Origin of the sequence: Gluconobacter sp. Dm-74, assembly GCF_018256135.1 — a bacterium.
Taxonomy (GTDB): Bacteria; Pseudomonadota; Alphaproteobacteria; order Acetobacterales; family Acetobacteraceae; genus Gluconobacter; species Gluconobacter cadivus.
The window spans coordinates 279,009-299,828 of record NZ_JAERLX010000003.1 but is presented as its reverse complement, the minus strand read 5'-3'; the positions used below and the strand labels follow the sequence as shown (position 1 = coordinate 299,828).

The 20,820-nt window shown below is 62.9% G+C and carries 22 protein-coding genes; 7 read left to right on the top strand and 15 right to left on the bottom strand.

Features of this window, described 5'->3' with window-relative positions:
* Positions 1 to 5: 5 nt before the first annotated feature.
* The 10 genes from JK208_RS06870 to JK208_RS06825 all read right to left on the bottom strand — a co-directional run bounded on the left by JK208_RS06870 (position 6) and on the right by JK208_RS06825 (position 10,228).
* Entirely contained in the window at positions 6 to 1,424 is a 1,419-nt protein-coding gene (locus JK208_RS06870; protein ID WP_211575120.1) for an ATP-binding protein, read from the bottom strand.
* A gap of 6 nt (positions 1,425 to 1,430) precedes the next feature.
* Positions 1,431 to 2,111, bottom strand: a complete 681-nt coding sequence (locus tag JK208_RS06865; protein WP_011252400.1) for a response regulator transcription factor — start codon at positions 2,109 to 2,111, stop codon at positions 1,431 to 1,433.
* A gap of 101 nt (positions 2,112 to 2,212) precedes the next feature.
* Positions 2,213 to 2,422 (bottom strand): hypothetical protein, encoded by a 210-nt coding sequence (locus tag JK208_RS06860; protein WP_194267035.1) that lies wholly within the window; start codon positions 2,420 to 2,422, stop codon positions 2,213 to 2,215.
* Entirely contained in the window at positions 2,415 to 3,671 is a 1,257-nt protein-coding gene (locus tag JK208_RS06855; RefSeq protein WP_211575119.1) for a S1C family serine protease, read from the bottom strand. Before JK208_RS06855 ends, JK208_RS06860 begins: the two co-directional genes overlap by 8 nt.
* A gap of 75 nt (positions 3,672 to 3,746) precedes the next feature.
* On the bottom strand, positions 3,747 to 6,245 hold the full coding sequence (gene hrpB, locus JK208_RS06850) for an ATP-dependent helicase HrpB (RefSeq protein WP_283092414.1): 2,499 nt from the start codon (positions 6,243 to 6,245) through the stop codon (positions 3,747 to 3,749).
* A gap of 129 nt (positions 6,246 to 6,374) precedes the next feature.
* Positions 6,375 to 7,205, bottom strand: coding sequence for an NADPH-dependent oxidoreductase (locus tag JK208_RS06845; protein ID WP_211575118.1), 831 nt, complete (start codon positions 7,203 to 7,205; stop codon positions 6,375 to 6,377).
* 11 nt (positions 7,206 to 7,216) lie between these two features.
* Positions 7,217 to 7,756: an adenine phosphoribosyltransferase gene (locus JK208_RS06840; protein WP_146861550.1), complete on the bottom strand. Its 540-nt coding sequence runs from the start codon at positions 7,754 to 7,756 to the stop codon at positions 7,217 to 7,219.
* Positions 7,757 to 7,833: 77 nt separating this feature from the next.
* Positions 7,834 to 8,184 (bottom strand): response regulator, encoded by a 351-nt coding sequence (locus JK208_RS06835; protein ID WP_211575117.1) that lies wholly within the window; start codon positions 8,182 to 8,184, stop codon positions 7,834 to 7,836.
* A 13-nt stretch (positions 8,185 to 8,197) separates the two neighbouring features.
* Positions 8,198 to 9,466, bottom strand: a complete 1,269-nt coding sequence (locus tag JK208_RS06830) for a multidrug effflux MFS transporter (RefSeq protein WP_211575116.1) — start codon at positions 9,464 to 9,466, stop codon at positions 8,198 to 8,200.
* A gap of 51 nt (positions 9,467 to 9,517) precedes the next feature.
* Positions 9,518 to 10,228, bottom strand: coding sequence for a TVP38/TMEM64 family protein (locus tag JK208_RS06825; protein ID WP_228125296.1), 711 nt, complete (start codon positions 10,226 to 10,228; stop codon positions 9,518 to 9,520).
* A 190-nt stretch (positions 10,229 to 10,418) separates the two neighbouring features.
* Between JK208_RS06825 and JK208_RS06820 the strand changes: the two genes are divergently transcribed.
* From JK208_RS06820 to JK208_RS06810, 3 genes are all read left to right on the top strand, one after another.
* Entirely contained in the window at positions 10,419 to 11,237 is an 819-nt protein-coding gene (locus JK208_RS06820; RefSeq protein WP_249201984.1) for a PadR family transcriptional regulator, read from the top strand.
* A gap of 51 nt (positions 11,238 to 11,288) precedes the next feature.
* Complete coding sequence (locus tag JK208_RS06815; RefSeq protein ID WP_211575115.1) at positions 11,289 to 11,666, top strand: hypothetical protein; 378 nt, start codon at positions 11,289 to 11,291, stop codon at positions 11,664 to 11,666.
* An 81-nt stretch (positions 11,667 to 11,747) separates the two neighbouring features.
* Entirely contained in the window at positions 11,748 to 12,041 is a 294-nt protein-coding gene (locus JK208_RS06810; RefSeq protein WP_211575114.1) for a putative quinol monooxygenase, read from the top strand.
* A gap of 22 nt (positions 12,042 to 12,063) precedes the next feature.
* Here the strand turns inward: JK208_RS06810 and JK208_RS06805 are convergent, their stop codons facing one another.
* Entirely contained in the window at positions 12,064 to 12,642 is a 579-nt protein-coding gene (locus JK208_RS06805; RefSeq protein WP_194267044.1) for an NUDIX hydrolase, read from the bottom strand.
* Between the two features lie 50 nt (positions 12,643 to 12,692).
* Between JK208_RS06805 and dinB the strand changes: the two genes are divergently transcribed.
* From dinB to JK208_RS06790, 3 genes are all read left to right on the top strand, one after another.
* The gene (gene dinB / locus JK208_RS06800) at positions 12,693 to 13,784 is read left to right on the top strand and encodes a DNA polymerase IV (RefSeq protein WP_249201983.1); all 1,092 of its coding nucleotides are present in this window, start codon (positions 12,693 to 12,695) and stop codon (positions 13,782 to 13,784) included.
* 116 nt (positions 13,785 to 13,900) lie between these two features.
* Entirely contained in the window at positions 13,901 to 15,094 is a 1,194-nt protein-coding gene (locus tag JK208_RS06795; protein WP_211575264.1) for an MFS transporter, read from the top strand.
* Positions 15,095 to 15,126: 32 nt separating this feature from the next.
* A complete protein-coding gene (locus JK208_RS06790) occupies positions 15,127 to 15,681 on the top strand; it encodes a TIGR00730 family Rossman fold protein (protein ID WP_211575113.1) in 555 nt (184 codons plus the stop codon).
* 25 nt (positions 15,682 to 15,706) lie between these two features.
* On the opposite strand, the gene JK208_RS06785 is transcribed toward JK208_RS06790, so the two are convergent.
* Positions 15,707 to 16,183, bottom strand: coding sequence for a GAF domain-containing protein (locus tag JK208_RS06785; protein ID WP_211575112.1), 477 nt, complete (start codon positions 16,181 to 16,183; stop codon positions 15,707 to 15,709).
* A 221-nt stretch (positions 16,184 to 16,404) separates the two neighbouring features.
* Here JK208_RS06785 and JK208_RS06780 point away from each other — a divergent pair, with 221 nt between their 5' ends.
* Positions 16,405 to 17,880 (top strand): mannitol dehydrogenase family protein, encoded by a 1,476-nt coding sequence (locus JK208_RS06780; RefSeq protein ID WP_211575111.1) that lies wholly within the window; start codon positions 16,405 to 16,407, stop codon positions 17,878 to 17,880.
* 85 nt (positions 17,881 to 17,965) lie between these two features.
* On the opposite strand, the gene murA is transcribed toward JK208_RS06780, so the two are convergent.
* The 3 genes from murA to JK208_RS06765 all read right to left on the bottom strand — a co-directional run bounded on the left by murA (position 17,966) and on the right by JK208_RS06765 (position 20,817).
* Entirely contained in the window at positions 17,966 to 19,222 is a 1,257-nt protein-coding gene (gene murA, locus JK208_RS06775; protein WP_211575110.1) for a UDP-N-acetylglucosamine 1-carboxyvinyltransferase, read from the bottom strand.
* A 38-nt stretch (positions 19,223 to 19,260) separates the two neighbouring features.
* The gene (gene dcd / locus JK208_RS06770; protein ID WP_062031134.1) at positions 19,261 to 19,812 is read right to left on the bottom strand and encodes a dCTP deaminase; all 552 of its coding nucleotides are present in this window, start codon (positions 19,810 to 19,812) and stop codon (positions 19,261 to 19,263) included.
* A 90-nt stretch (positions 19,813 to 19,902) separates the two neighbouring features.
* Positions 19,903 to 20,817, bottom strand: a complete 915-nt coding sequence (locus tag JK208_RS06765; RefSeq protein ID WP_349291964.1) for a DMT family transporter — start codon at positions 20,815 to 20,817, stop codon at positions 19,903 to 19,905.
* Positions 20,818 to 20,820: the final 3 nt, after the last annotated feature.

Sequence of the window (20,820 nt, the reverse complement as noted above, 5' to 3'; positions counted from 1 at the left end):
TTCCGTCATGCAGCCTTGGCGGCGGGAGGCACAACCGGCAGAAGCAGCGTCGCGGACAGACCCTGATCCCCGTTTTTCAGTTCAAGCGCACCGCCATGCAGGCTCATGACAGCCTGGACAAGCGACAGGCCAAGCCCGGCCCCCGGCGTGTTGCGAGCCGCTTCAGCACGGAAGAAGCGCTCGGAAGCGCGGCCAAGATCGTCCTCGCTCATTCCCGGCCCCTGATCCGCAACGGTAATGGCCAGCCGATCATCCCGCATGTCCACCGACAGGGTAATGGCCGTGTCGGGCGGTGCGAACTTGATGGCATTGTCCAGCAGATTGGCGACGGCCTGTTGCAGCAGATGCGGGTCGCCATTGACCGGCCGCACACTCCCGGCCCTGAAGACAAGTCGTAATCCGGCATCCTCGACGGATGCCTCATAAAGCTCGCTCAGCCCTTCCAGAAGGGCACGGGCATCCAGAATCGTGAAGGCCGCCCGTCTCGCCCCCGCCTCAAGCTGCGCGATTCGCAGCAGAGCCTCGAAAATCGACGTGACCCGGTCGAGATCGACAACCGCGCGGTCGATCGCGGCATGAAGTTCTTCGGCGGAGGTGGCGGTGCGGTTGGCATCCTCAAGCCGGGCACGAGCGCGAGCGATGGGGGTTCGCAGGTCATGAGCGATGGCGTTGGAGACCTGTTTGACGCCGTCCATTAGACGGTTGATCCGCTCCAGCATGGTGTTGACGGTCTGCGCCACCAGATCGGTTTCGTTACCGGTCAGAGGGATACGCTGGCTCAGGTCGCCCTGCGCCACCGCCGCCGTCGTACGCGCGATAGAGCGGACGACCTGCCGGAAGATCCTACGGATCGCCAGCGCCCCGCCCGCCGCCAGAAGCGACACCATGACCCAGGCCCAGATCAGCGTGTCGGTCAGAACGTGCCGGACGAGCGGACGCCCGCGCACATCGCGCCCCACGATCATCCGAAACCCCTGCGTCAGGGCATAGGCGTGCATCTTGGCATTGGTGCGAAAGCCGTCGCGCTTGATGGCCAGCTCATAAAACTGGTCCATCTGGCTGATGACGACCGGCCATCCGGGCAGATTTCCGGCATATTTACGCCCGTCAGGACCGACCAGAAGATACAGCTCGTCATCATCGACATTCTGGTCCAGCCGGTCCTGAATGGCGAGACTGAGCGCGGGCGGTCCACCCTGTGCCCAGCGATGGGAGAGATCAGCCGCATCGACCTGCACCGCCAGTTCTACCTGACGGTCGAGCTGGCCGGTCGTGTTCCACCAGATGAAGGACAGAAACGCCCCGGCCGAAATCACGAACACCAGCCCGTAAGCCAGAGCAAAGTTCAGCCCGGCCGAGCGCACCGGCCAGCGCAGGCGCCGTTTCAGGAGCAGCCAGAAACAGCGGGCCTTACGCAGGAGCATTCCCAATCAGTCCGCCCGCAGGATGTAGCCCGCATTGCGGATCGTGTGGATCATGGGCTTGTCGAACGGCTTGTCCACCTTCTGGCGCAGGCGCGAAACATGCACGTCGATCACGTTGGTCTGCGGGTCGAAATGATAGTCCCACACGCGCTCGAGCAACATGGTGCGGGTCACGACCTGCCCGGCATGACGGATCAGGAATTCCAGCAGACGGAACTCGCGCGGCTGAAGATCAATCTTCTCGCCGCCCCGTTTGACCGTCCGCGACAGCAGATCCATCTCCAGATCACCCACGACCAGCCGCGTCTGCGGCGCACTTTCGGGGCGGCCACGACGGCCCAGCGCCTCGACACGGGCCAAAAGTTCGGAGAAGGCAAAGGGTTTGGTCATGTAGTCGTCGCCGCCGGCCTTGAGGCCCGCAACGCGCTCGTCCACATCCGCCAGCGCTGACAGCAGCAGGACCGGCGTTGCATTCTTCTGACCACGCAGCGTTTCAAGAATCCGCAGACCATCAATGCCACCCGGCAGCATCCGGTCCAGAATTACGACGTCATAGTTTTCGCTGACGGCCAGAAACAGGCCGTCCTTGCCGTTATCCGCTTCGTCAACGACATGCCCGGCTTCCCGAAGCCCCTTGAGCACAAAAGCACGAACCGTCGGATCATCCTCGACCAGCAGGATACGCATCGTTGTCTCTCTTCCTTCCGAACGCAGTCTCGCCGTTCCTTGCCAGAAAGAATACCGGCTTGAAGGGCGCCGTCAAACGCCGTTGTTACAGAACAGACTGCCTAGCGGGGAATTGCGTTGTCAAACGCATCCTGCTGCGCGTCGCGCAGGGATGAGGCGCTGATCGGGCCCCATGAGAACGGGGAAGCCTCCGAAAGCCCGTCGCGATAACCGCTCTGCCCCCGCGACGGCGGCACGGCACTGCACCCGGCAAGCCCGGCCATCAGGACCAGAGCCCAAAGACTGACTGAACTGCGGGATGGCTCAGTCATCCGCATCCTGCGGACGCGGACCGATATGGATGGGCAGCGTCAAAGACTGTTTGCCGCGTCGGATGCGAAAACTCAGGACCACACCCGGACGCGCCGCCGCGATACTCCGCAGAAGCATCCGCGCGCTGGTGACGGGAACATTGTCCACCTGCGTCACGATATCGCCCCGCCGAAGGCCGCCCTTCTGGGCCGGCCCGCCATTATCGACACCGGCAATCCCAATCGCCGTGTCGCCATCATCAAGCGTGATGCCGAGCCAGCCATGTTCGGCATGGCCCGTCGCCTCGATTTCCGCGACGATCGGGGCCACGATTTCGGACGGAATGCCGAACCCGATCCCGACCGAACCGCCCGCAGGCGTCACGATGGCGGCATTCACGGCCACGACCTGTCCGCGCATGTTGAAGGCCGGACCGCCCGAATTTCCCGGATTGATCGGGGCATCAAGCTGAATGAAGTCATCGAGCGACCCAATCCCCAGATCCCGCCCGACCGCCGAGACAATCCCCGCCGTGACGGACGACCCGAACCCGAAAGGATTGCCCGCGACGAGAATCCAGTCCCCGATATCGGTCTGCTGGCTGTCACCCCACGTGACATGCGGAAGCGGCTCGGGACTATCAACCTTGATGACGGCAATATCCGTCAGCGGATCGGCCCCCAGCAGGCGCGCTGGCATTTCATGCCCGTTGGACAGAGAGACCACAACCTTGTCCGCCCCGCCCACGACATGGCGGTTGGTCACGATAATCCCGGACGGATCGACGATGAAGCCCGATCCCGCGCCGACCATTTCTTCCTGCTGACGCTTCATGCGGTCCCGGTAGCGCTTTTCCAGCGGGGTGCCGCGGATCTGGGGCGGAATATGATCGTGGCCGTCAGGGCTGTTCTGGGTGATGGCGATATTGACCACGGCCGGGATCACCTGCCGCACCAGCGGTGCGAAACTTAAGGGGCCATATTTAACCAGAAGCGGTGGCAAAGCCGGGGCCGGAGCCGGGACCACGGCGGGCTGTGTCGGGATGCCATGCGCGTCCGTGTTTTCGCCTGCGACGGTGCGGTCAGGGATGATGGTCGGGAGCAGTTTCGGCGCAGGAGCCGGCATGACCGCCGACTTCTGCGGCTGTTCCACGGGATGTGCAACGCTCTGCGGGCTGTTGCCATGACCGCGCAGGGCCAGCATCAGCCCCACCGTCACCACAGTGGCCGTTCCGGCACCGATCGCAGCAGCCTGCAGGGTGCGGTTCATGGGAAACAGGACAAGAACATCGTCATACCGAATCTGCTAACACAGAATTGTTCCACATCCCAAGATCCTGACGATTCAGCGCCCCTGCTGAGATTTCGAACGCGGTTTTGGCGGCTCTGCCGTTGCGGGGTCCTCAGGCCAGTCATGGCGCGGATAACGCCCCCGCATGTCCCGGCGCATATCGGCCCAGCTGCCTTTCCAGAAGCCTTCCAGATCGGCCGTGATCGCCTGCGGACGTCCGGCGGGGGACAGCAGCGCGCATTGCAGGGCAACCTGTCCATCCGCGAGTTCCGGCGTCCGGGCCGTCCCGTAAAAAGCCTGCGCGCGGGCGGAAACCGTAGGAATCGCGCCGGTATAGTCAATATCGTGCGTGCTGGCCTTCAGCGTCAGGCGCGGCGGGAGCTTGCGGTCCAGCGCGGACAGATCGGCATAGTCCAGTCGCGCACGCAGGATGGACAGCAGGTCCAGCGCCCGAACCTGCGCGAGACGGTCACATCCCGCAAGATACGGCTCCAGCCACTCCAGAGACGCCGCCAGCCTGCCGTCGGACAGATCCGGCAGATGCGGCGCATAGGTCGCGCGGGCATGGGCCACGCGGGCCTGAAACTGACGCCCGGCCTCCGTCCATGTCAGAGCCTGCGCCGGAGTCGCGGCGATCTGCTGCAAGAGAAGGCTCTGCGCCTCCTCGGGGCTAATCTCGCCGTTGCGGTCACGCAGGACCAACGCGCCCAGACGGAGCCTGCGACGGGCGATGATGCGGCCCGAAGTGCCGTCCAGTGTTGTTTCGACCTGCTCGCGGGTGCGTTCCAGAAGGGTCTGGGGCAGATTTTCGGCGTCCAACGGGGCTGCAAGCGTGATTTCCGTTGAAGTTCGCGTGTGAAACGCCGCCCCGGCTAGCAGTTTCTCGCGCGCCAGCGGATCATTGGCCGAAACGCGGGCACTTCCCCCGCCTGCCAGACGGAAACGCCCAAGCTCGCCCGCCGCCTGCGCCACACGATCCGGAAAACCGGCGGCCAGCAGCGCGCCCGCATGGTCCGGCAAGGGAATAAGCGGTACGTCCCGCTCTCCCATCCGGCGCAGGAAGCGTTTGGCGGACTGACGCATATGGAACAGGCTGGCCCGGTCCGCGCGCGGGTCGTCATGCTCGAACAGGGCGAAGCGAAGGCGGATATCAGCGCCCGGCGCGGGGCCGGAAGGGCGGTTCGGGCGTGGACGGAGCGGATCGCGTTCTTCCAGCAACGCCGCCAGACAGGCCGCCGTTACGCGCTCGGGCAGGGTCCGGGCCGCGCACAGCATCGCGGCCAGACGCGGATGCGTGCCGAGGGACGCCATGCGTTTGCCAAGCGCCGTAATGCGGTTGGCATCATCCAGCGCGCCAAGTTCCCGCAACAATTCGCGTCCGCCCGCCAGAACACCGGAGGGCGGCGTGTCCAGCAGTGGCAGACTATCCGGAGCCGTGCCCATGACCTCCTGCCAAGCGGCGGTGACGAGTGCGAAATCCGTCAGATCGGCCACGAGAATTTCCGGCGCATCCTGCGGGCGCAGGCTGCGCTGCGTCATCTCCGACCACAGGCGGATGGCAATGCCCGGAGACTGCCGCCCCGCACGGCCTGCGCGCTGGGTAGCGGTGGCACGCGATATTTTCAGCGTTTCCAGCCGCGACAGGCCCGTATTCGGATCCAGCCGCGGAGCCCGTCGCAGGCCACCATCCACTACAATCCGCACACCGGAGACCGTGACGGACGTCTCGGCAATGGACGTCGCCAGCACGACGCGACGCGTGTCGGACGGTGCAATGGCGCGATCCTGATCTTCGGTCGTCTGTTCGCCGTGCAGCGGGAAGACCGGAACCGTACCGTCCAGCAGCGCCTGAGTGCGGCGGATTTCACCGACGCCGGGCAGGAACGCGAGAATGTCGCCGTCTTCTTCCGCCAGCGCCTGACGGATCGCGCGGGCACAGGCTTCGGGCAGGTCCCGCATGTGGGGAATGTCGCGGGTATGGCGGATGTCGATGGGGAACTGACGGCCTTCGCTCTCGATCAGCGGGGCGTTCATCAGCGTCGTGAACGCCCGGCCATCGGGCGTGGCCGACATGGCCAGAATCCGCAGATCGGGCCGCATTTCGCGCTGCATGTCCAGACAGAACGCCAGCGCCGCATCCAGATCGAGCGAGCGTTCATGCACTTCATCGAACAGCACCGCGCCCACACCATCCAGCAGCGGATCGGTCAGCAGACGGCGCAGGAGCAAACCCTCGGTCACCACTTCGATGCGCGTTCTGGCGGACATGGCGGAATCAGTGCGCGTCCGGAACCCCACGATCCCGCCCGGCTTCTCACCCAGCGACGACGCCATGCGCGAGGCCGCCCCACGCACCGCCACACGACGTGGCTCCACGAGGATCAGGCGCTGCGTGCCGAGCCATGGCGCGTCCAGAAGCGCAAGCGGCGTCAGCGTCGTCTTACCCGCACCCGGAGGCGCGACGAGAACGGCGTTGGGCTGCGTCTGCAACGTCACCAGAAGCTCCGGCAGAATCGCCGTAACGGGAAGTTCGGGAGGAAGAATGAAGGTCAGAACGCAGCCCCCGCACCGGCAACACCAGCCAGCAGTTTGAAAGTTTTTGGTGAAGCTTTTTTCAAAAAGCTTCGACGCTCTCCGCCTTTTTGAAAAAAGGCGGAACCCAAAAACTTCTCTCTGTATTTTTTACCGCAACGGAAAACCGAGTTTGTGCAGCACTGTGCGCATGACGTGCCGTCCGCTCAGGCCCTTGAAGCTGTCCACACGACTGGCGACCGTTTCCGACCAGGCGCGCGACGACAGGCCCTGTTCCTTCTGGTAGTCGTCCGCGATCCGGTCATAGGCCGCGATGCCTGCAGCTTCGTTTTCAGTGCTATAGCGCTCGCGGTGCAGGACCACATCCTGACCCAGACGCGGTTTGTGGCCGTTCTGGGCTGCGGGATCGGGTTGACCAACGCACAGGCCCACAACCGCAACAGACCGCGGCGGCAGGGACAGGAGGCGTGCCACCTCTTCAGGATGGTTCCGCAAGCCGCCGATATAGACCGTGCCCAGCCCGAGGGACTCGAAGGCGGTGACGGCGTTCTGGGCCGCAATACCGGTATCGAGCGTCGCCATGAGGAAGATTTCTTCATAGTCGAGCGCTTCGTGTCCCGTCCCTGCCCGCTCGGCGATCCGCTCCAGCCGGGACAGATCCACGATCCATGCGAGGAACAGCGGGGCGACTTCGATATGCTTCTGGCCGCCGCACAGTTCGGCAAGTCTGGCCCGCGTTTCCGGGTTTTCGACGGCAACGACGGACCAGACTTGAAGATTGCTGGAGGTCGCAGCCGAGGACGCGGCCGCAATCCCGGCCTCCAGCGTCCCTTCAGGCAGGGCATCCGGCAGATAGGCCCGGACCGAATGGTGCGACAGCAGCAGGTCGAGCACCGCATTGTCCGGCAGGGTTTCCGGCGCCGTCGTGCGGTACCGTGTCTGCCACAGTGCGGAAATCCGTTCGGAAGAGGTGCCCGACATAAAGTTTTTCCTTACTCGTCGTACGTCATCAGAGCGTTCAGCGGAACGTCCAGTTTGTCACGGCCCTTCAGATCCGCAAGCTCGATCAGCACGGACGCACCCACGACCTCGGCGCCCACCTTGCGCAGCAGGTCGATGGACGCAGCGAGCGTGCCACCCGTCGCCAGCAGATCGTCCAGCACCACAACGCGCTGGCCCGGCTTGATGGCGTCTGCCTGAATGTGCAGTTCGTCTTCGCCGTATTCGAGGCCGTATTTCAGGGAAATGGTCTTGCCCGGCAGCTTGCCCGGCTTACGCAGCATCGTGAAGCCACAGCCCAGACGCAGCGCGAGCGGAGCGGCGGTCAGGAAGCCGCGGCTCTCGATTCCGGCCAGCATATCGGGCTGCCAGGCGGCGATCGCACGGGCCAGACGGGCGGTGGCGACCTGCCAGGCGTCGGGCGAGCGGATCAGCGTCGAGATGTCATAGAACAGGATGCCCGGCTTCGGAAAATCCGGAATTTCGCGGATGTAACTCTTGAGATCGAGCGGCTGGGGATCCTGAAACGACATGGTGGCACGGCTTTCATCTGGTCATGGCAAACAGCGCGGCATGTAGGGGAGTCTCCCCCCCAACTCAAGTCCCGGGCTCAAGTCCGGATCACGGCTGCCGCCTGTTCGATGGCTGCGAGGAGCCCGGCCCTGCGGAACGGTTTGGGCAGAACGGCCATACCATGCGGAGCGGTATCGCGGTCTTCATAATCGCCGGACATGAGCACGACGGCCATCTGCGGATGACGCTCGCGCAGCAGATGCGCGATCTCCAGCCCGTTGCGCGAACCCGGCAGGTTGAGATCCGTCACCAGAAGATCAGGGACGTCCTCCCCCTCCAGCGCGGCCTCCCCGTCCAGCACATGCCGGACACTCCAGCCCTCCCGCTGGAGAACCGTCTCCACCACCAGCGCAATGGCGGCGTCATCTTCGACAAGCAGAGCTTTCATGACGGATGTTTCCTCAGGAATGGCGCGGAGGTTCCGCAATGACCGGCAGGCGGGGCCGCAGCAGGGCGAAGCCCATGGCAGCAACGAAAGCAAACGCCATGAAAAGCGCCATCGGAACGGCCGTCCCGGACGGCATCAGCCCGAACAGCGCGCTCGCCACGGCACCGAAAAGATACTGCATCGTGCCCGCCAATGCCGAGGCCGAACCGGCGCGATCGGATTGTTCGGACAGCGCGCCGACCATGGAGTTCGGTCCGATAACGCCCGTGGGCGCCATGGTGATGACGAGGGCAATAATGAGCGGCCACAGGAACATCGCCTTGATATGGCCCTGCGCGTCGAGATCGTAGTTCGACACCAGCGCCAGCAGAAGCAGGACCGCACACCCCGCCAGACTGACACCCAGCGCGGAAAACAGCATCCTGCCCGTACTGACGCGCCCCACAAGCTGCCCGTTAAGAGCAGACGCGCCGATCATGCAGATCGCGAACAGACCAAACAGCATGCCGTAATGGAACGGCGACATCCCGAACACGTCCTCGAACAGCATGGGCGCTGCGGTCAGGTAGGTGAAGGTTACGAAGCCCAGAAAACTCCAGACCAGACCATTCGTGATGAAGCTGCGCGTCCGCAAAATATAGGTGTAGCGTTCGATGATGGAGATGGGTCGCAGATCCCGGCGGTCCTGCGGAGCGAGCGTTTCTGGAAAGACCGTCATCAGCAAAAGGGTACAGAGCCCGCCATAAACGGCCGTGGCCCAGAAGATCATGCGCCAGTCCACGAATTTCAGCGCAAAACCGCCCAGCATGGGCGCGAGGATCGGCACGGTACCCTGAATGACAATCAGCCGGGACATCATTTTCGACGACTCGTCCCCTTCCGTCAGATCGCGGATGCACGCATTCGGCACCACGAGCCCGGCGGACGCCATGATGGCGGAAAAGACGCGACAGATGCACAGAAACGTCATGCTCGGTGCCATCGCGCAGCCGATTTCACCCAGCGTATAGCCCAGCATCCCGATCAGCAGCGGCCAGCGACGGCCGAAGCGGTCCGAGATCGGGCCGATACTGATCTGCCCGATGGCCAGCCCGATCACCCAGGCCGCCATCGTCGCACTGCCCGCACCAGGTGAGGTGTGAAGCTGGCGCTCCATTTCGGGGAGAGCCGGAAGATAGACATCCGTCGAAACCGGCCCGACAGCCGTGAAAATTCCCAGCAGAACCGGAAGCCATGCGGGCAGGGAATCTCCCCGTCTGAATCTCATGGTCTGGTCTGTCATGCGCGTCTGCCTGTTCACTTCAGGTTGCGGATTGATAGTCTGATGACGTGGTCAGGGGGCGTCCCGTTCCCGTGCATCCTGTCCTCGGCCATGCTGACGCAGCAGGACAGCGCCCAGCACACCCGACACGACGAACAGGATTCCCGCAAGCCCCAACTGAAGGACATGCCCGATCCGCGTCCCGGAGCCGACCAGAACGAAAATCAGCGTCTGCGGCAATCCGCCCAGAAAGGTCGCGACCGAGAAAGGCAGCAGCGGCAGTTCAAACAGCCCCGCCGCCGTTGAAACCAGCAGGGCGGACCCCACGGGCATCAGCCGCAGCGTCAGAACCGCGCGGAAAGGCTTTACGTGGAGCGTGCGGGCCAGAGCGGCATAATCCGCTTCCAGCCTGTCATGCAGCCGCGCCCGGAACGCTGCCGGGGCCAGAAGCCGCGCCCAGCCATACGCCAGAACCGCCCCCAGCATATAGGCCAGCGAACACAGGACAAGCCCGCCCCATAATCCAAAAGCCAGCCCCGCCGCCACGCATAGCGCCTGACGCGGCAGACCGCACGCGCTGTAGGGCACAGCCAATAGCAGGAACCACAGCGGCGCGCCCGGCGTCTCATGCCAGTGCGGAGCGTTTTCCAGCAGATGATGGATGAACGGCAGCCGCTGGAGTGCTGCCACCAGCACCAGCATCGCGCCGATCGTCAGCGCGGCACGCCACGGCACGATCTGCCGCAATGTGCGGCGCAGGTCCGGATCGGGGGGGAGAGACATCGGGCTACCCATTCCTGCCCGATACCAGCAGCAGGCCGCCGCGGCTATGGGCCGGACCGTAAACACGTGTTCATGCTGGCGCGCTTACCGTTGAAGGATGGGAATCCGAAAAAATCATCCGGCCATATTTTCCTCTTGAAGATATATCGTAAGATACTATATCGTTCGATATATCGAATAGGAGAACATCATGTTCAGACGTAAAATGGATTTTTTTAACACGGACCGTCATGGCCATCATCATCGCGGCGGTTTCTTCGGCAGGGGTCGCCCCGTCGCGGAAGGCGATGACCAGAAAGAGGGTCGCAATAGTGAAAGCCGAGGCGGCGAAAATCGGAGCGGTCGTCACCGGGGCATGGGCCGCGGCGAAGGCGGCTTCGGGCACCGGCATGGCGGCCGTGGTGGCGGGATGGGCGGCGGCATGGGAGGTGGACGTTTTGGCGGGCGCTTCGGAAGAGGCTTTGGCGGCGATCTCGGCGGCGAAGACTTCACACGCGGTCGCAAGCTGACGGCCGATGAGCTTCAGCTCGTTATCCTCGCGTTGCTCGCGGAAGCCCCGGCCCATGGCTATGAGCTGATCCGGCGCCTCGAAGAGCGTTCGGGCGGATTCTACAAGCCCAGCCCCGGCGTGATCTACCCCTCCCTCACCTATCTTGAGGAAACCGGCCTCGCCGCCGTCACACAGGAAGGCAACCGCAAGCTCTACAGCCTGACGGAAGAAGGAAAAGCCAACCACGAAACCCGCAGTGAGGAAGCAGCCCGCATCCTCGACGTCCTGAGCCGTATCGGTGCCCGTATGGCGGATGTCCGCGAGGCTTTCACCGGCGTCAACGACCTTGATCCCACCCTGGGGCAAGCTTTTCACGATGCGCGTTTTGCCCTGAAATCCGCTCTGAAATCCCGCCGAGGCGCGGGTGCAGACGAACTGCGGCGGATCGTGGCGATCCTCAACCGTGCGGCAGCAGAGATCGCAAACCCGGCTTCCGATCAAAAGACATCGGACGAATAAGGCAGAACGCGCCTCTCCCAACGCCTGCACCGATGCCGTAAAGGATGGTCCATGATCGTTCAGGACCATCCCAATTTCTGCAACATGCCCGAGGACATGCGTTATTATCGACCGGAGCAGTTCGGGGCAGGATTCATCGAAAAATCGATGGTGTTCCTGCTGCCGGAACGGCTGAGGAAGTTCCGTCGCAATCTGTGGCATGTGCGGCGCAATCCCGGTGACGATGCGGTCTATATGCCGTTGTTCCGCGTCAATTGCGTCCTGCCGTCGGAACCTGCTCCCGTTGGGCTTCAGGGACCGTTCGACGTCTATCCCTTCTATACCCGCACCACGAAAACCCGCAGCCGCGAGCTGGATTATTACGTCCTGTTCGTCTTCCGGGACCGCATGTCGTGGATGCGCTGCAAGGCGCTGCTCGAAAAGCCCTGACCCTCACGCAGCTTTGCCTTTGCGGACAGGCTCCGGCGGGTCAATGATGCACCATTCTCAACCACCACAAGGCTCTCCGCCATGCCCAAGACCCTTTACGCCACGCTCAAGGCCCTTCCCGGACAGCGCGAAACCCTGCGCGGCCTGCTAACGGCACTGGCAAACGACGTCCGCGCCGAACCCGGCTGCGAACGTTTCAAGGTCTATACGCTCGCCTCCGACCCCGACCTGTTCCATGTGGAAGAAACCTACCGGGACGACGCGGCCTTTGCCGCCCATATGGCCACCGAACACGGTAAGGTGTTCAACCAGACGATCACGCCGCTGGTCGAAGGCGGCGGATCGGAGGTTGTTTTTCTGGACGCGGTGATCTGATCTCCCGTTCAGGGACGTCTTTTCAGATCAGACCTTTCGCCCGGATCAGGGCGAAAGCGGCCAGCGAGACCATGCATTTCAGTTCGCCTTCACGGATCATGGTCTCGAATGCCTCCAGCGTCATGTCATGGCTGGTGATGTCTTCTTCCGTGGCTTCAAGTTCCACTTCACCACGCGTCAGATTGCGGGCCAGAAAGACATGTCCCTTCTGGTTCGAGTACCCGGCGCCCTGATACATCGTACCGACATGGATCATCTCGCCAGCGCGCAGTCCGGTTTCCTCGCGCAACTCGCCTAGGGCGAGTTCAACCGGATCGACGTTCTCTTTCGTCTCCCACATGCCCATCGGCAGCTCCAAAAGCCGCTCGCCCACCGGGTAGCGGAACTGCTGGATCAGCGTGACCTTCCCGTCAGCATGCAGCGGCAGGATCACAACGAACTCGCCCCGCTCCACGATGCCATAAAGACCCTGCTTTCCGTTGGGATGGACGATGATGTCCTCACGCAACGCGGTCCAGGGATTGCTGTAGGCCAACCGGGTCGAAAGCGTCTGGAAACCGGCGTCCCTGCGGGCGTCTTCGATGGTCTTATCGGTGCTCATGGACGGCTCCTGATCTTGTTTCGTTCTTTCGAATCGGCGACACTCACATCATGGAGCAACGCCGGATCGTGCATATCGACATGGACGCATTTTACGCGTCTGTCGAACAGCGGGACGACCCCTCCCTGCGTGGCCGTCCGCTCGCGGTTGGGCGGGGCGAAGCGCGGGGCGTGGTCGCAGCCGCAAGCTATGAGGCAAGGCGCTTCGGCGTCCGATCGGCCATGCCATCGGTTACGGCCAAACGCCTGTGTCCGGAGCTTGTGTTCGTCCCGGGACGCTTTGATGTCTATCGGTCAGTGTCCGCCCAGATCCATGACATTTTCTCCCGCTACACCCCTCTGATCCAGCCGCTGTCGCTGGATGAGGCCTATCTGGACCTGACGGACCATTTGGGCGCCTATGGCTCCGCCACGCTGGTCGCGGATCGCATCCGCGCGGATATCCATGCCGAAACCGGCCTGACCGCCTCGGCTGGCGTGTCCTACAACCGGTTTCTGGCCAAGCTGGCCTCGGATTATCGCAAGCCCGACGGGCTGTTCGTGATTACGCCCGCCATGGGGCCGGATTTCGTCGCAGCGCTGCCCGTGGATGCGTTTCACGGCATCGGTCCGGCCACCGCCCGGAAAATGCGCGCCCTCGGGATCGAGACAGGCGCGGACCTGCGGACACACGACATCGAAACCCTGACGCGGCATTTCGGCAAGGCGGCGGCGTTCTATTACGGCATCTCACGCGGCATTGATCATCGTCCCGTCGTTGTGAACCGGGAGCGCAAATCCCTCGGAACCGAGCAGACCTATCTTCAGGATCTGACCTCCGAAACCGACGCACACATGGCCCTGACGCAGATCGCCGCCAAGCTGTGGGGCAGTCTGCAACGGCGCCAGCTTCAGGCCCGGACCGTAACGCTGAAGGTCAAATACGCCGATTTCCGCCAGATTACCCGTGCCCGTACCCTGTCTGCACCGGTCCCGTCCGAAGAGGTCCTGCTGCAAACGGGCCAGAGCCTCATGATGCCGCTGTTTCCTTTCGTGCCGGGCGTCCGTCTGCTGGGCCTGACCCTTTCGGGCTTTCATGCCCCCGCACCCACGTCGTCCGACCAGATGGAACTGCTGTTCCGAGACGCGCCCGACCCCTCATAAGCGCCCTCCACGCGGAATTTATGACCCAAAGACAGGGCGGCCCTCGTGACGGCACCCGTCATCTGGCCTATGCCATGGGGGATCTTTTCACAGACAAGCCTCAGGAGAGCAGAGCCATGACCGCGCAGGAAACGTCGGCGGCCTCACCGACGAAACGCGTTCTTGCCGTCGTCCTGTTCAATCTGCTGGTCTATATCGTGATCGGCCTGCCCAATGCCGTTCTGGCGATTTTCGTCCATCAAGGGCTGGGCTACAGTACCACCGTCGCAGGCATCACGTTCTCGCTCCAGTATTTCGCGACCTTCGCCGCACGCCCCTCCGCCGGACGACTGGTGGACCGGATCGGCCCCAAACCCGTCGTTATTGGCGGACTTGTGACCTGTGTGCTGTCGGGCCTGCTGATCGCAGGGTCCGGGCTTTTGGCCGCAACACCGCTGCTGTCTCTGGGAGTGCTGCTGTCCAGCCGCCTGCTGCTGGGCTGGGCGGAAAGCTGGGCCGCGACCGGGGTGATCGTCTGGAACATCCGTCGCGCCGGGGCGGAGAATACCGCCATCGCCATTTCATGGAACGGCATCTGCTCCTATGGCGGAATCGCGCTGGGCGCACCGGTCGGCGCGAAACTCTCTCTGCTGGCCGCGCCTTATGGCGGTCTGGTCTCGGTGGGTATCCTCTCGGCGGCGCTGCCCCTGTTCGGCCTTGCGATCATCGGATTCTATCCCGCCGTCGAACCCCTCCCCGCAACCAGCAAGCCCATCGCTTTTTCGCGCGCCCTCAGACTCGTTCTGCCGCATGGATCGGCGCTGGCAGCAGGGTCCATCGGATTTGGCGCCATCTCGTCGTTTCTGGCCCTGTACTATTCCGTCCTGCACTGGGAGGGCGCCGCCACCGCGCTGGCGGTTTTCGGGTTCATTTTCGTCGTCATCCGGTTTTTCTTCGCCTCACAGATTGCGATCCGTGGCGGCGTGTTCGTAGCGATCGTCTCGCTGCTGGTGGAAGCGCTGGGACTCGCCACGCTCGGCCTGTTCCAGACGCCGTTCGCAGCCCTCGTCGGGGCCGCGCTGACGGGAGCAGGCTTCTCCCTGCTCTTCCCCGCACTCGGCGTTCTGGCCGTCAACAGCGCGGGTCCGGAGAACCGTGGGGCGGCTCTGGGCGCCTATTCCATCTTCATTGATCTTGCCATCGCCTTCTCGGGGCTGTTTCTTGGACAGGTCATCGAGTTCGCGGGCTACAGAACGATGTTCGCCACCACCGCAGTCTGCTGTCTGGGCGGTGTGCTGATCAGCCGTTCGCTGGGCCGCCGGATTTCCTGACAGATCCTTGCTTCAACTGACACGGACCCGACATGATCATTCGTTCCTGCGCCGTTTTCTGTGGTTCCCGCTTCGGCAACTCCCCCGCTTACGCTGAAGGGGCAACAGAGATCGGAACGGCTCTGGCGCAACACGGAATCACGCTGGTCTATGGCGGCGGGCATGTCGGGCTGATGGGCACGGTGGCGGATGCAGCGCTCAAAGCAGGCGGCAGGGTCATCGGCGTCATCCCCGAATTCCTCCATGCCCGCGAAGTCATGCACAAGGGCGTCACGCAGCTTGAAGTCACACCCGACATGCACACCCGCAAGGCCCGCATGTTCGAACTCTCCGACGCCTACGCCATTATTCCCGGCGGCCTCGGCACCTTCGACGAACTCATGGAAATCATGACCTGGAAGCAGCTCGGCCTGCATCAGGGGCCGATCTATATCGTCAATATCGACGGCTGGGCCACATCTCTGGTGCAGACGCTCAACGATGCCGTCGATCAGGGTTTCGCAGAGCCGTCAGCCCGCCATCTGTTTACGGTCGTGCAGGACGTGCCGGAACTGATGGAGCATCTGTCCGTCAGCGTCCCGGCCTGAGTTCTGGAGCGGGGCGCGTCCCCGCTCACCCCTCCAGCGTTGCCACCAGCAGCGCGACAACCTCTTCCAGCCGCACACGGTCCGCGTCCGAAAACCGGTCCTTCACCGGGCTGTCGATATCCAGCACGCCCACAAGCGCGCCCCCCGCCACGACCGGCAGCACGATTTCCGATTCCGACGCCGCATCACAGGCAATATGGCCCGGAAACGCATGGACGTCCGGGACCACGAGCGTCTCGCGGTTCTGCGCAACCGTCCCGCACACGCCCCGGCCCAGCGGAATCCGCGTGCAGGCCAGCCGCCCCTGAAACGGCCCCAATACAAGCTGCTGTTCCGCCTCTTTCCAGAGATAGAATCCTGACCAGTTGATCTGCGGCAGGGCCTCGAACAGCAGGGCCGCGATATTGGCCATGTTGGCGATCATGTCCGTCTCGGTCGACACGACGGACCGCACCATCGGAACAAGCTCGTCAACGCTCAGGCGATGGATGGGAGCACTCATAAAAAGACAGTCCTGCAAAAACAGAAGATTAGGACCGCCGATCATAGGTCAGATCGGAAAAAACGCGAAAGGACGCCATTTTTAATAGAAAAGCGTTCGTTTCCCGTAATGCTCCCGGGTCTGCGAGAATTATTAGAAATTATTCACAAAATAAAAAACAGTTTCTTCAAATGAAGAGACTTCTAAAAGAAGCCGGTCCTTTCGTCTGAAAGATCCTTTCCATGATCCTGACATCCCAGACCCTTCCGACTCTGCCGGACTCCATCCTGACCTCCCCCTATGATCGGGAAAACGTCACACCCGGCATTGTCCATCTCAGTGTCGGCAACTTCCACCGTGCCCATCAGGCCGTCTATACGGACCGCGCGCTGGCCCTTCCGGGACAGTCCGACTGGGGCATCGTTGGCATGGGCCTGATGGACTTTCCCGGCGAAGTGGCAAAGGCCGAGGCCCTGTACGCACAGGACGGCCTCTACACCCTGCGCGTCTGCCCGCCGAACCGGCCCGATACGGTCCGCGTCGTCAAGTCGCTGGTCGAATACATCCATGCCCCCGCCGACCGCGAAGCCGCTCTGAAGCGCCTGACGGACCCTGCTATCCGCATCGTCAGCCTGACCATCACCGAAGGCGGCTATTACATGGACGAGGCGGGCCGGTTCATGACCGAACACCCCACCATCGCCGAAGACCTGCACCGCCCGATCCCACAGACCGCCTTCGGCATGATGACCGAAGCCCTGCGCCAGCGCCGGGACGCCGGGATCGCCCCCTTCACCATCCTGTCCTGCGACAATGTGCCTGCGAATGGCGATGTCGCCCGCAATGCCGTGCTGTCCTTTGCCCGTCTGCGGGACGCGGAACTGGCGGCGTGGATCGAAGCTGAAGTGGCTTTCCCGTCCTGCATGGTCGATCGCATCACCCCGGCCGTTCATCCCGCCGACGTGGCGCGCCTCAATGCACAGAGCGGCATCGAAGACCGCGTTCCGGTTTTCTGCGAAGACTTCATCCAGTGGGTCGTGGAAGACAATTTCCCCGCCGGACGCCCGGCCTGGGAGCAGGTCGGCGTCCTGTTCACGGACGATGTCGAGCCTTACGAACAGGTCAAGCTGCGGATGCTGAACGCATCCCATTCCATGCTGGCCCTGCCCGGCGTGCTGATGGGATACCGGCTGGTCGATGAAGCGATGGGCGACGAACATCTCGCTGCCCTGCTGGAGCAGTTCCTGCGCCACGACGTCGCACCACAACTGACGGCGCCTCCGGGCATCAGCCTGTCGGACTATGCCGCCCAGCTTCTGGAGCGGTTCCGCAACCATGCCGTCAGCGACCAGCTTCTGCGCATCACATCCGACAGCACGTCCAAACTGCCGGTCTTCCTTCGCGCCACGGCGGAAGACGTTCTGAAAAATGCGCAGGACCCGCGCCGGATCGCCTTTGGCCTCGCCTGCTACTGTGCCTATCTGGTGGGCCGCGACGACGTACAGGCCAGCTTTGCCGTCACCGAACCCCGCCTGAGCGCCGACGACCGTGCTCTGGCGCTGGACCCGAACCCGGCCAAGGCGCTGGAGATGAGCGTGTTCGCCGGATGGGGCCTTGAAGACTCCGCCGAGTTCCTCACGCGCTTCATCCAGACCCGCGAAGACCTGAAAACACGCGGCACCGCAGCCGTCCTGAAGGATCTGGTCGCAAACGTCTAAAAGTTTTTGGGTTCCGCCTTTTTTCAAAAAGGCGGAGTTCTTTGAAGCTTTTTGAAAAAAGCTTCACCAAAAACTTTTATCCCTGTCAGTCCGAGACGCGGGCGATATCGGCACCGCAGGCGGCGAGCTTGCGGTCCACGCCTTCATAGCCCCGGTCCAGATGGTAGATGCGGCTGAGCTGCGTCTCGCCTTCCGCTGCCAGACCCGCGAGGATCAGCGAGAAGGACGCCCGCAGATCGGTCGCCATGACCGGCGCACCCGACAGCTTCGACACGCCACGGATAATGGCCGAGCGGCCATGCACGTTCACGCGCGCGCCCATCCGGTTGAGTTCCGGAACATGCATGAAGCGGTTCTCGAAAATCGTCTCGGTGATCATGGACGCCCCTTCCGCCACGGACAGCATCGCCATGAACTGCGCCTGCATATCCGTTGGGAAACCGGGATATGGCTCGGTCATGATGTCCACGCCCTGAAGCGTCCCGCTGCGACGGACCCGCAGGCCGCGCTCCTCTTCCACAACCTCGACGCCCGTTTCTTCCAGCGTGCGGATTACGGCACCCAGATCATCGGCCCGTCCGCCCACGAGCAGCAGATCACCGCCCGTGATACCAGCCGCGCAGGCATAGGTGCCGCACTCGATCCGGTCCGGCATGACGGCGTAATGCGCGCCGTGCAGCTTTTCCACACCATCAATAACCAGCGTGCCCGAGCCTTCGCCCGTGATCTGCGCGCCCATGGCGTTGAGGCAATGCACCAGATCGCTGATTTCCGGCTCACGCGCGGCGTTGACGATATGAGTGCGCCCCTTGGCCAGCGTTGCGGCCATCAGCAGGTTCTCGGTCGCGCCCACACTGGCAAACGGCAGGATGATCCGGTCACCCTTCAGCCCGTCCGGAGCGGTCGCATTGATATAGCCGTTCTCCAGCCGGATTACGGCCCCCAGCGTTTCCAGTCCCTTGAGATGCATGTCCACGGGCCGCGTTCCAATGGCGCAGCCACCGGGCAGCGAGACCTTCGCCTCACGCGCCCGTGCCAGAAGTGGTCCCAGCACCAGAATAGAGGCGCGCATCTTGGAGACGATGTCATACGGCGCCTCGACGGAACCGATCTCGCCGCCAATGGACAGGGTGCGCGGCCCGGCTTCCTCAACCGCAATGCCCAGCCCAAGCAGCAGGTCGCGCATCGTCTGGATATCCGCGATGCCCGGCACATTGGACAGCACCAACCGCTCGGACGTCAGAAGACCGGCGACCATGAGTTTGAGGCCGGAGTTCTTGGCCCCGCCGATCTCGATTTCGCCTGTCAGGCGGCGGCCACCGCGAATGATGAAACGGTCCATGGTGCGATCCTTGAGAAACGGGCCTTGAGAAGCGGAGGTTAGAGGCGGGGCGTGGTGACGCCGGACTGGCGCATGTATTTTCCGGCACGGTCGGCATAGCTGACCTCACAGGGGCTGGCACCCTGGAAGAACAGGAACTGGCAGATGCCTTCGTTCGCATAAATTCGCGCAGGCAGCGGCGTGGTGTTGCTGATCTCGATCGTGACCTGCCCCTCCCATTCCGGCTCCAGCGGCGTGACGTTCACGATAATGCCGCAACGCGCATAGGTGGACTTGCCGAGACACACCACCAACGTGTCACGCGGGATGCGGAAATACTCGACCGTATGCGCCAGCGCGAAGCTGTTGGGCGGGATGGTGATGTCGCCTGTACGGGTCACGAAACTGTTGGAGGCAAAATTCTTCGGATCGACGATGGCGCTGTCCACATCCGTGAAGATCTTGAATTCATCGGCCACACGCGCGTCATAGCCATAGGATGACAGGCCGAAAGAAATGACGCCCTCGCGCTTCTGGGCCTCCACGAACGGCTCGATCATGCCTTTTTCCCGGGCCATCTGGCGAATCCATGTGTCGGGCATGATGGGCATGAAAGCACTCCTGGGCGGGGGCGACAGAAATCGCCGTGCGTCTAACCCACCTGCTCTAGCGAGCGACGCCCGATCACGCAATGTGTCGGATCAGTCATTTTTCGTGAGCGCCTGTGACGAACGGCCCAGCAGAGCTTCCAGCCATTGCGGACGCAACTCACTGGTCAGCACACCGCCCACGATCAGCACAGCACCCAGCAGCGTCGCAGGAGGCAGATGATCGCCTGCCATCCATCCCACAAGCCCGCCCCAGACGGGCTCTCCGGCGTAGATCACGGCTGCTTTAGTCGGGGAGACGGATTTCTGCGCCCAGTTCATCACGACCTGCACCAGCGCGCTCAGCCCACCCAGTGTCAGCGCACAGGCGATCCAGACCCATGAGAAAGCCGGAAGCACTTCTCCCGAAACTGGGATCATCAGCCCGGCAAACAGACTACCCGCTAAAAGCTGCATGACCGTTATGCGCAGACTGTCCACACCGCGGGCATAAAGGCTGATGAGGACGATTTCGATCGCAATAGCAATCGCGGCACACAGCGTCAGCAGATCACCACGCCCAAAAGACAGCGACAGCGCCGCCGGCCCCGCCAGACAGACCAATCCTGCGAACGCCAGACCGATCCCGAGCCAGCTCATGAGATGTGGCGCCCGGCGCAGGAACGCCCATTGAAAGATCGGCACCAGCGGCACATACAGCGCCGTAATAAAGGCGGAGCGGCTGCTGGTGATGTCGTGCAATCCTGCGCTCTGCAACACATAGCCGGTCGCCAGAGTAACGCCGATCAAGGTTCCGGCCCAGATTTCCCGCCGGTTGAAATCCAGCAGTTTCCGCCCGGCCAGAAGGCCGACGAAAACTGCGGCCATCATGAACCGGACAAAAACGAAAAACCGCGGTCCGCAATGCTGCATGGCGGTATGCAGCACAAGGAAGGTCCCACCCCACAACACTGTCACGCCCGTCAGCGCCAGCTCCTCTGGGGACGGCATGGGGAACTTGCGTTTCACCGG

Coding starts and splice junctions, on each gene's coding strand:
- JK208_RS06870 (WP_211575120.1), bottom strand. CDS start 1,424: ATGCTCCTGCGTAAGGCCCGCTGTTTCTGGCTGCTCCTGAAACGGCGC.
- dcd (WP_062031134.1), bottom strand. CDS start 19,812: ATGCCCATCATGCCCGACACATGGATTCGCCAGATGGCCCGGGAAAAA.
- JK208_RS06780 (WP_211575111.1), top strand. CDS start 16,405: ATGATCCTGACATCCCAGACCCTTCCGACTCTGCCGGACTCCATCCTG.
- JK208_RS06855 (WP_211575119.1), bottom strand. CDS start 3,671: ATGAACCGCACCCTGCAGGCTGCTGCGATCGGTGCCGGAACGGCCACT.
- JK208_RS06815 (WP_211575115.1), top strand. CDS start 11,289: ATGATCGTTCAGGACCATCCCAATTTCTGCAACATGCCCGAGGACATG.
- JK208_RS06860 (WP_194267035.1), bottom strand. CDS start 2,422: ATGACTGAGCCATCCCGCAGTTCAGTCAGTCTTTGGGCTCTGGTCCTG.
- dinB (WP_249201983.1), top strand. CDS start 12,693: ATGGAGCAACGCCGGATCGTGCATATCGACATGGACGCATTTTACGCG.
- JK208_RS06840 (WP_146861550.1), bottom strand. CDS start 7,756: ATGTCGTTTCAGGATCCCCAGCCGCTCGATCTCAAGAGTTACATCCGC.
- murA (WP_211575110.1), bottom strand. CDS start 19,222: ATGGACCGTTTCATCATTCGCGGTGGCCGCCGCCTGACAGGCGAAATC.
- JK208_RS06790 (WP_211575113.1), top strand. CDS start 15,127: ATGATCATTCGTTCCTGCGCCGTTTTCTGTGGTTCCCGCTTCGGCAAC.
- JK208_RS06825 (WP_228125296.1), bottom strand. CDS start 10,228: ATGTCTCTCCCCCCCGATCCGGACCTGCGCCGCACATTGCGGCAGATC.
- JK208_RS06795 (WP_211575264.1), top strand. CDS start 13,901: ATGACCGCGCAGGAAACGTCGGCGGCCTCACCGACGAAACGCGTTCTT.
- JK208_RS06785 (WP_211575112.1), bottom strand. CDS start 16,183: ATGAGTGCTCCCATCCATCGCCTGAGCGTTGACGAGCTTGTTCCGATG.
- JK208_RS06810 (WP_211575114.1), top strand. CDS start 11,748: ATGCCCAAGACCCTTTACGCCACGCTCAAGGCCCTTCCCGGACAGCGC.
- JK208_RS06865 (WP_011252400.1), bottom strand. CDS start 2,111: ATGCGTATCCTGCTGGTCGAGGATGATCCGACGGTTCGTGCTTTTGTG.
- JK208_RS06845 (WP_211575118.1), bottom strand. CDS start 7,205: ATGTCGGGCACCTCTTCCGAACGGATTTCCGCACTGTGGCAGACACGG.
- JK208_RS06830 (WP_211575116.1), bottom strand. CDS start 9,466: ATGACAGACCAGACCATGAGATTCAGACGGGGAGATTCCCTGCCCGCA.
- JK208_RS06835 (WP_211575117.1), bottom strand. CDS start 8,184: ATGAAAGCTCTGCTTGTCGAAGATGACGCCGCCATTGCGCTGGTGGTG.
- JK208_RS06805 (WP_194267044.1), bottom strand. CDS start 12,642: ATGAGCACCGATAAGACCATCGAAGACGCCCGCAGGGACGCCGGTTTC.
- JK208_RS06820 (WP_249201984.1), top strand. CDS start 10,419: ATGTTCAGACGTAAAATGGATTTTTTTAACACGGACCGTCATGGCCAT.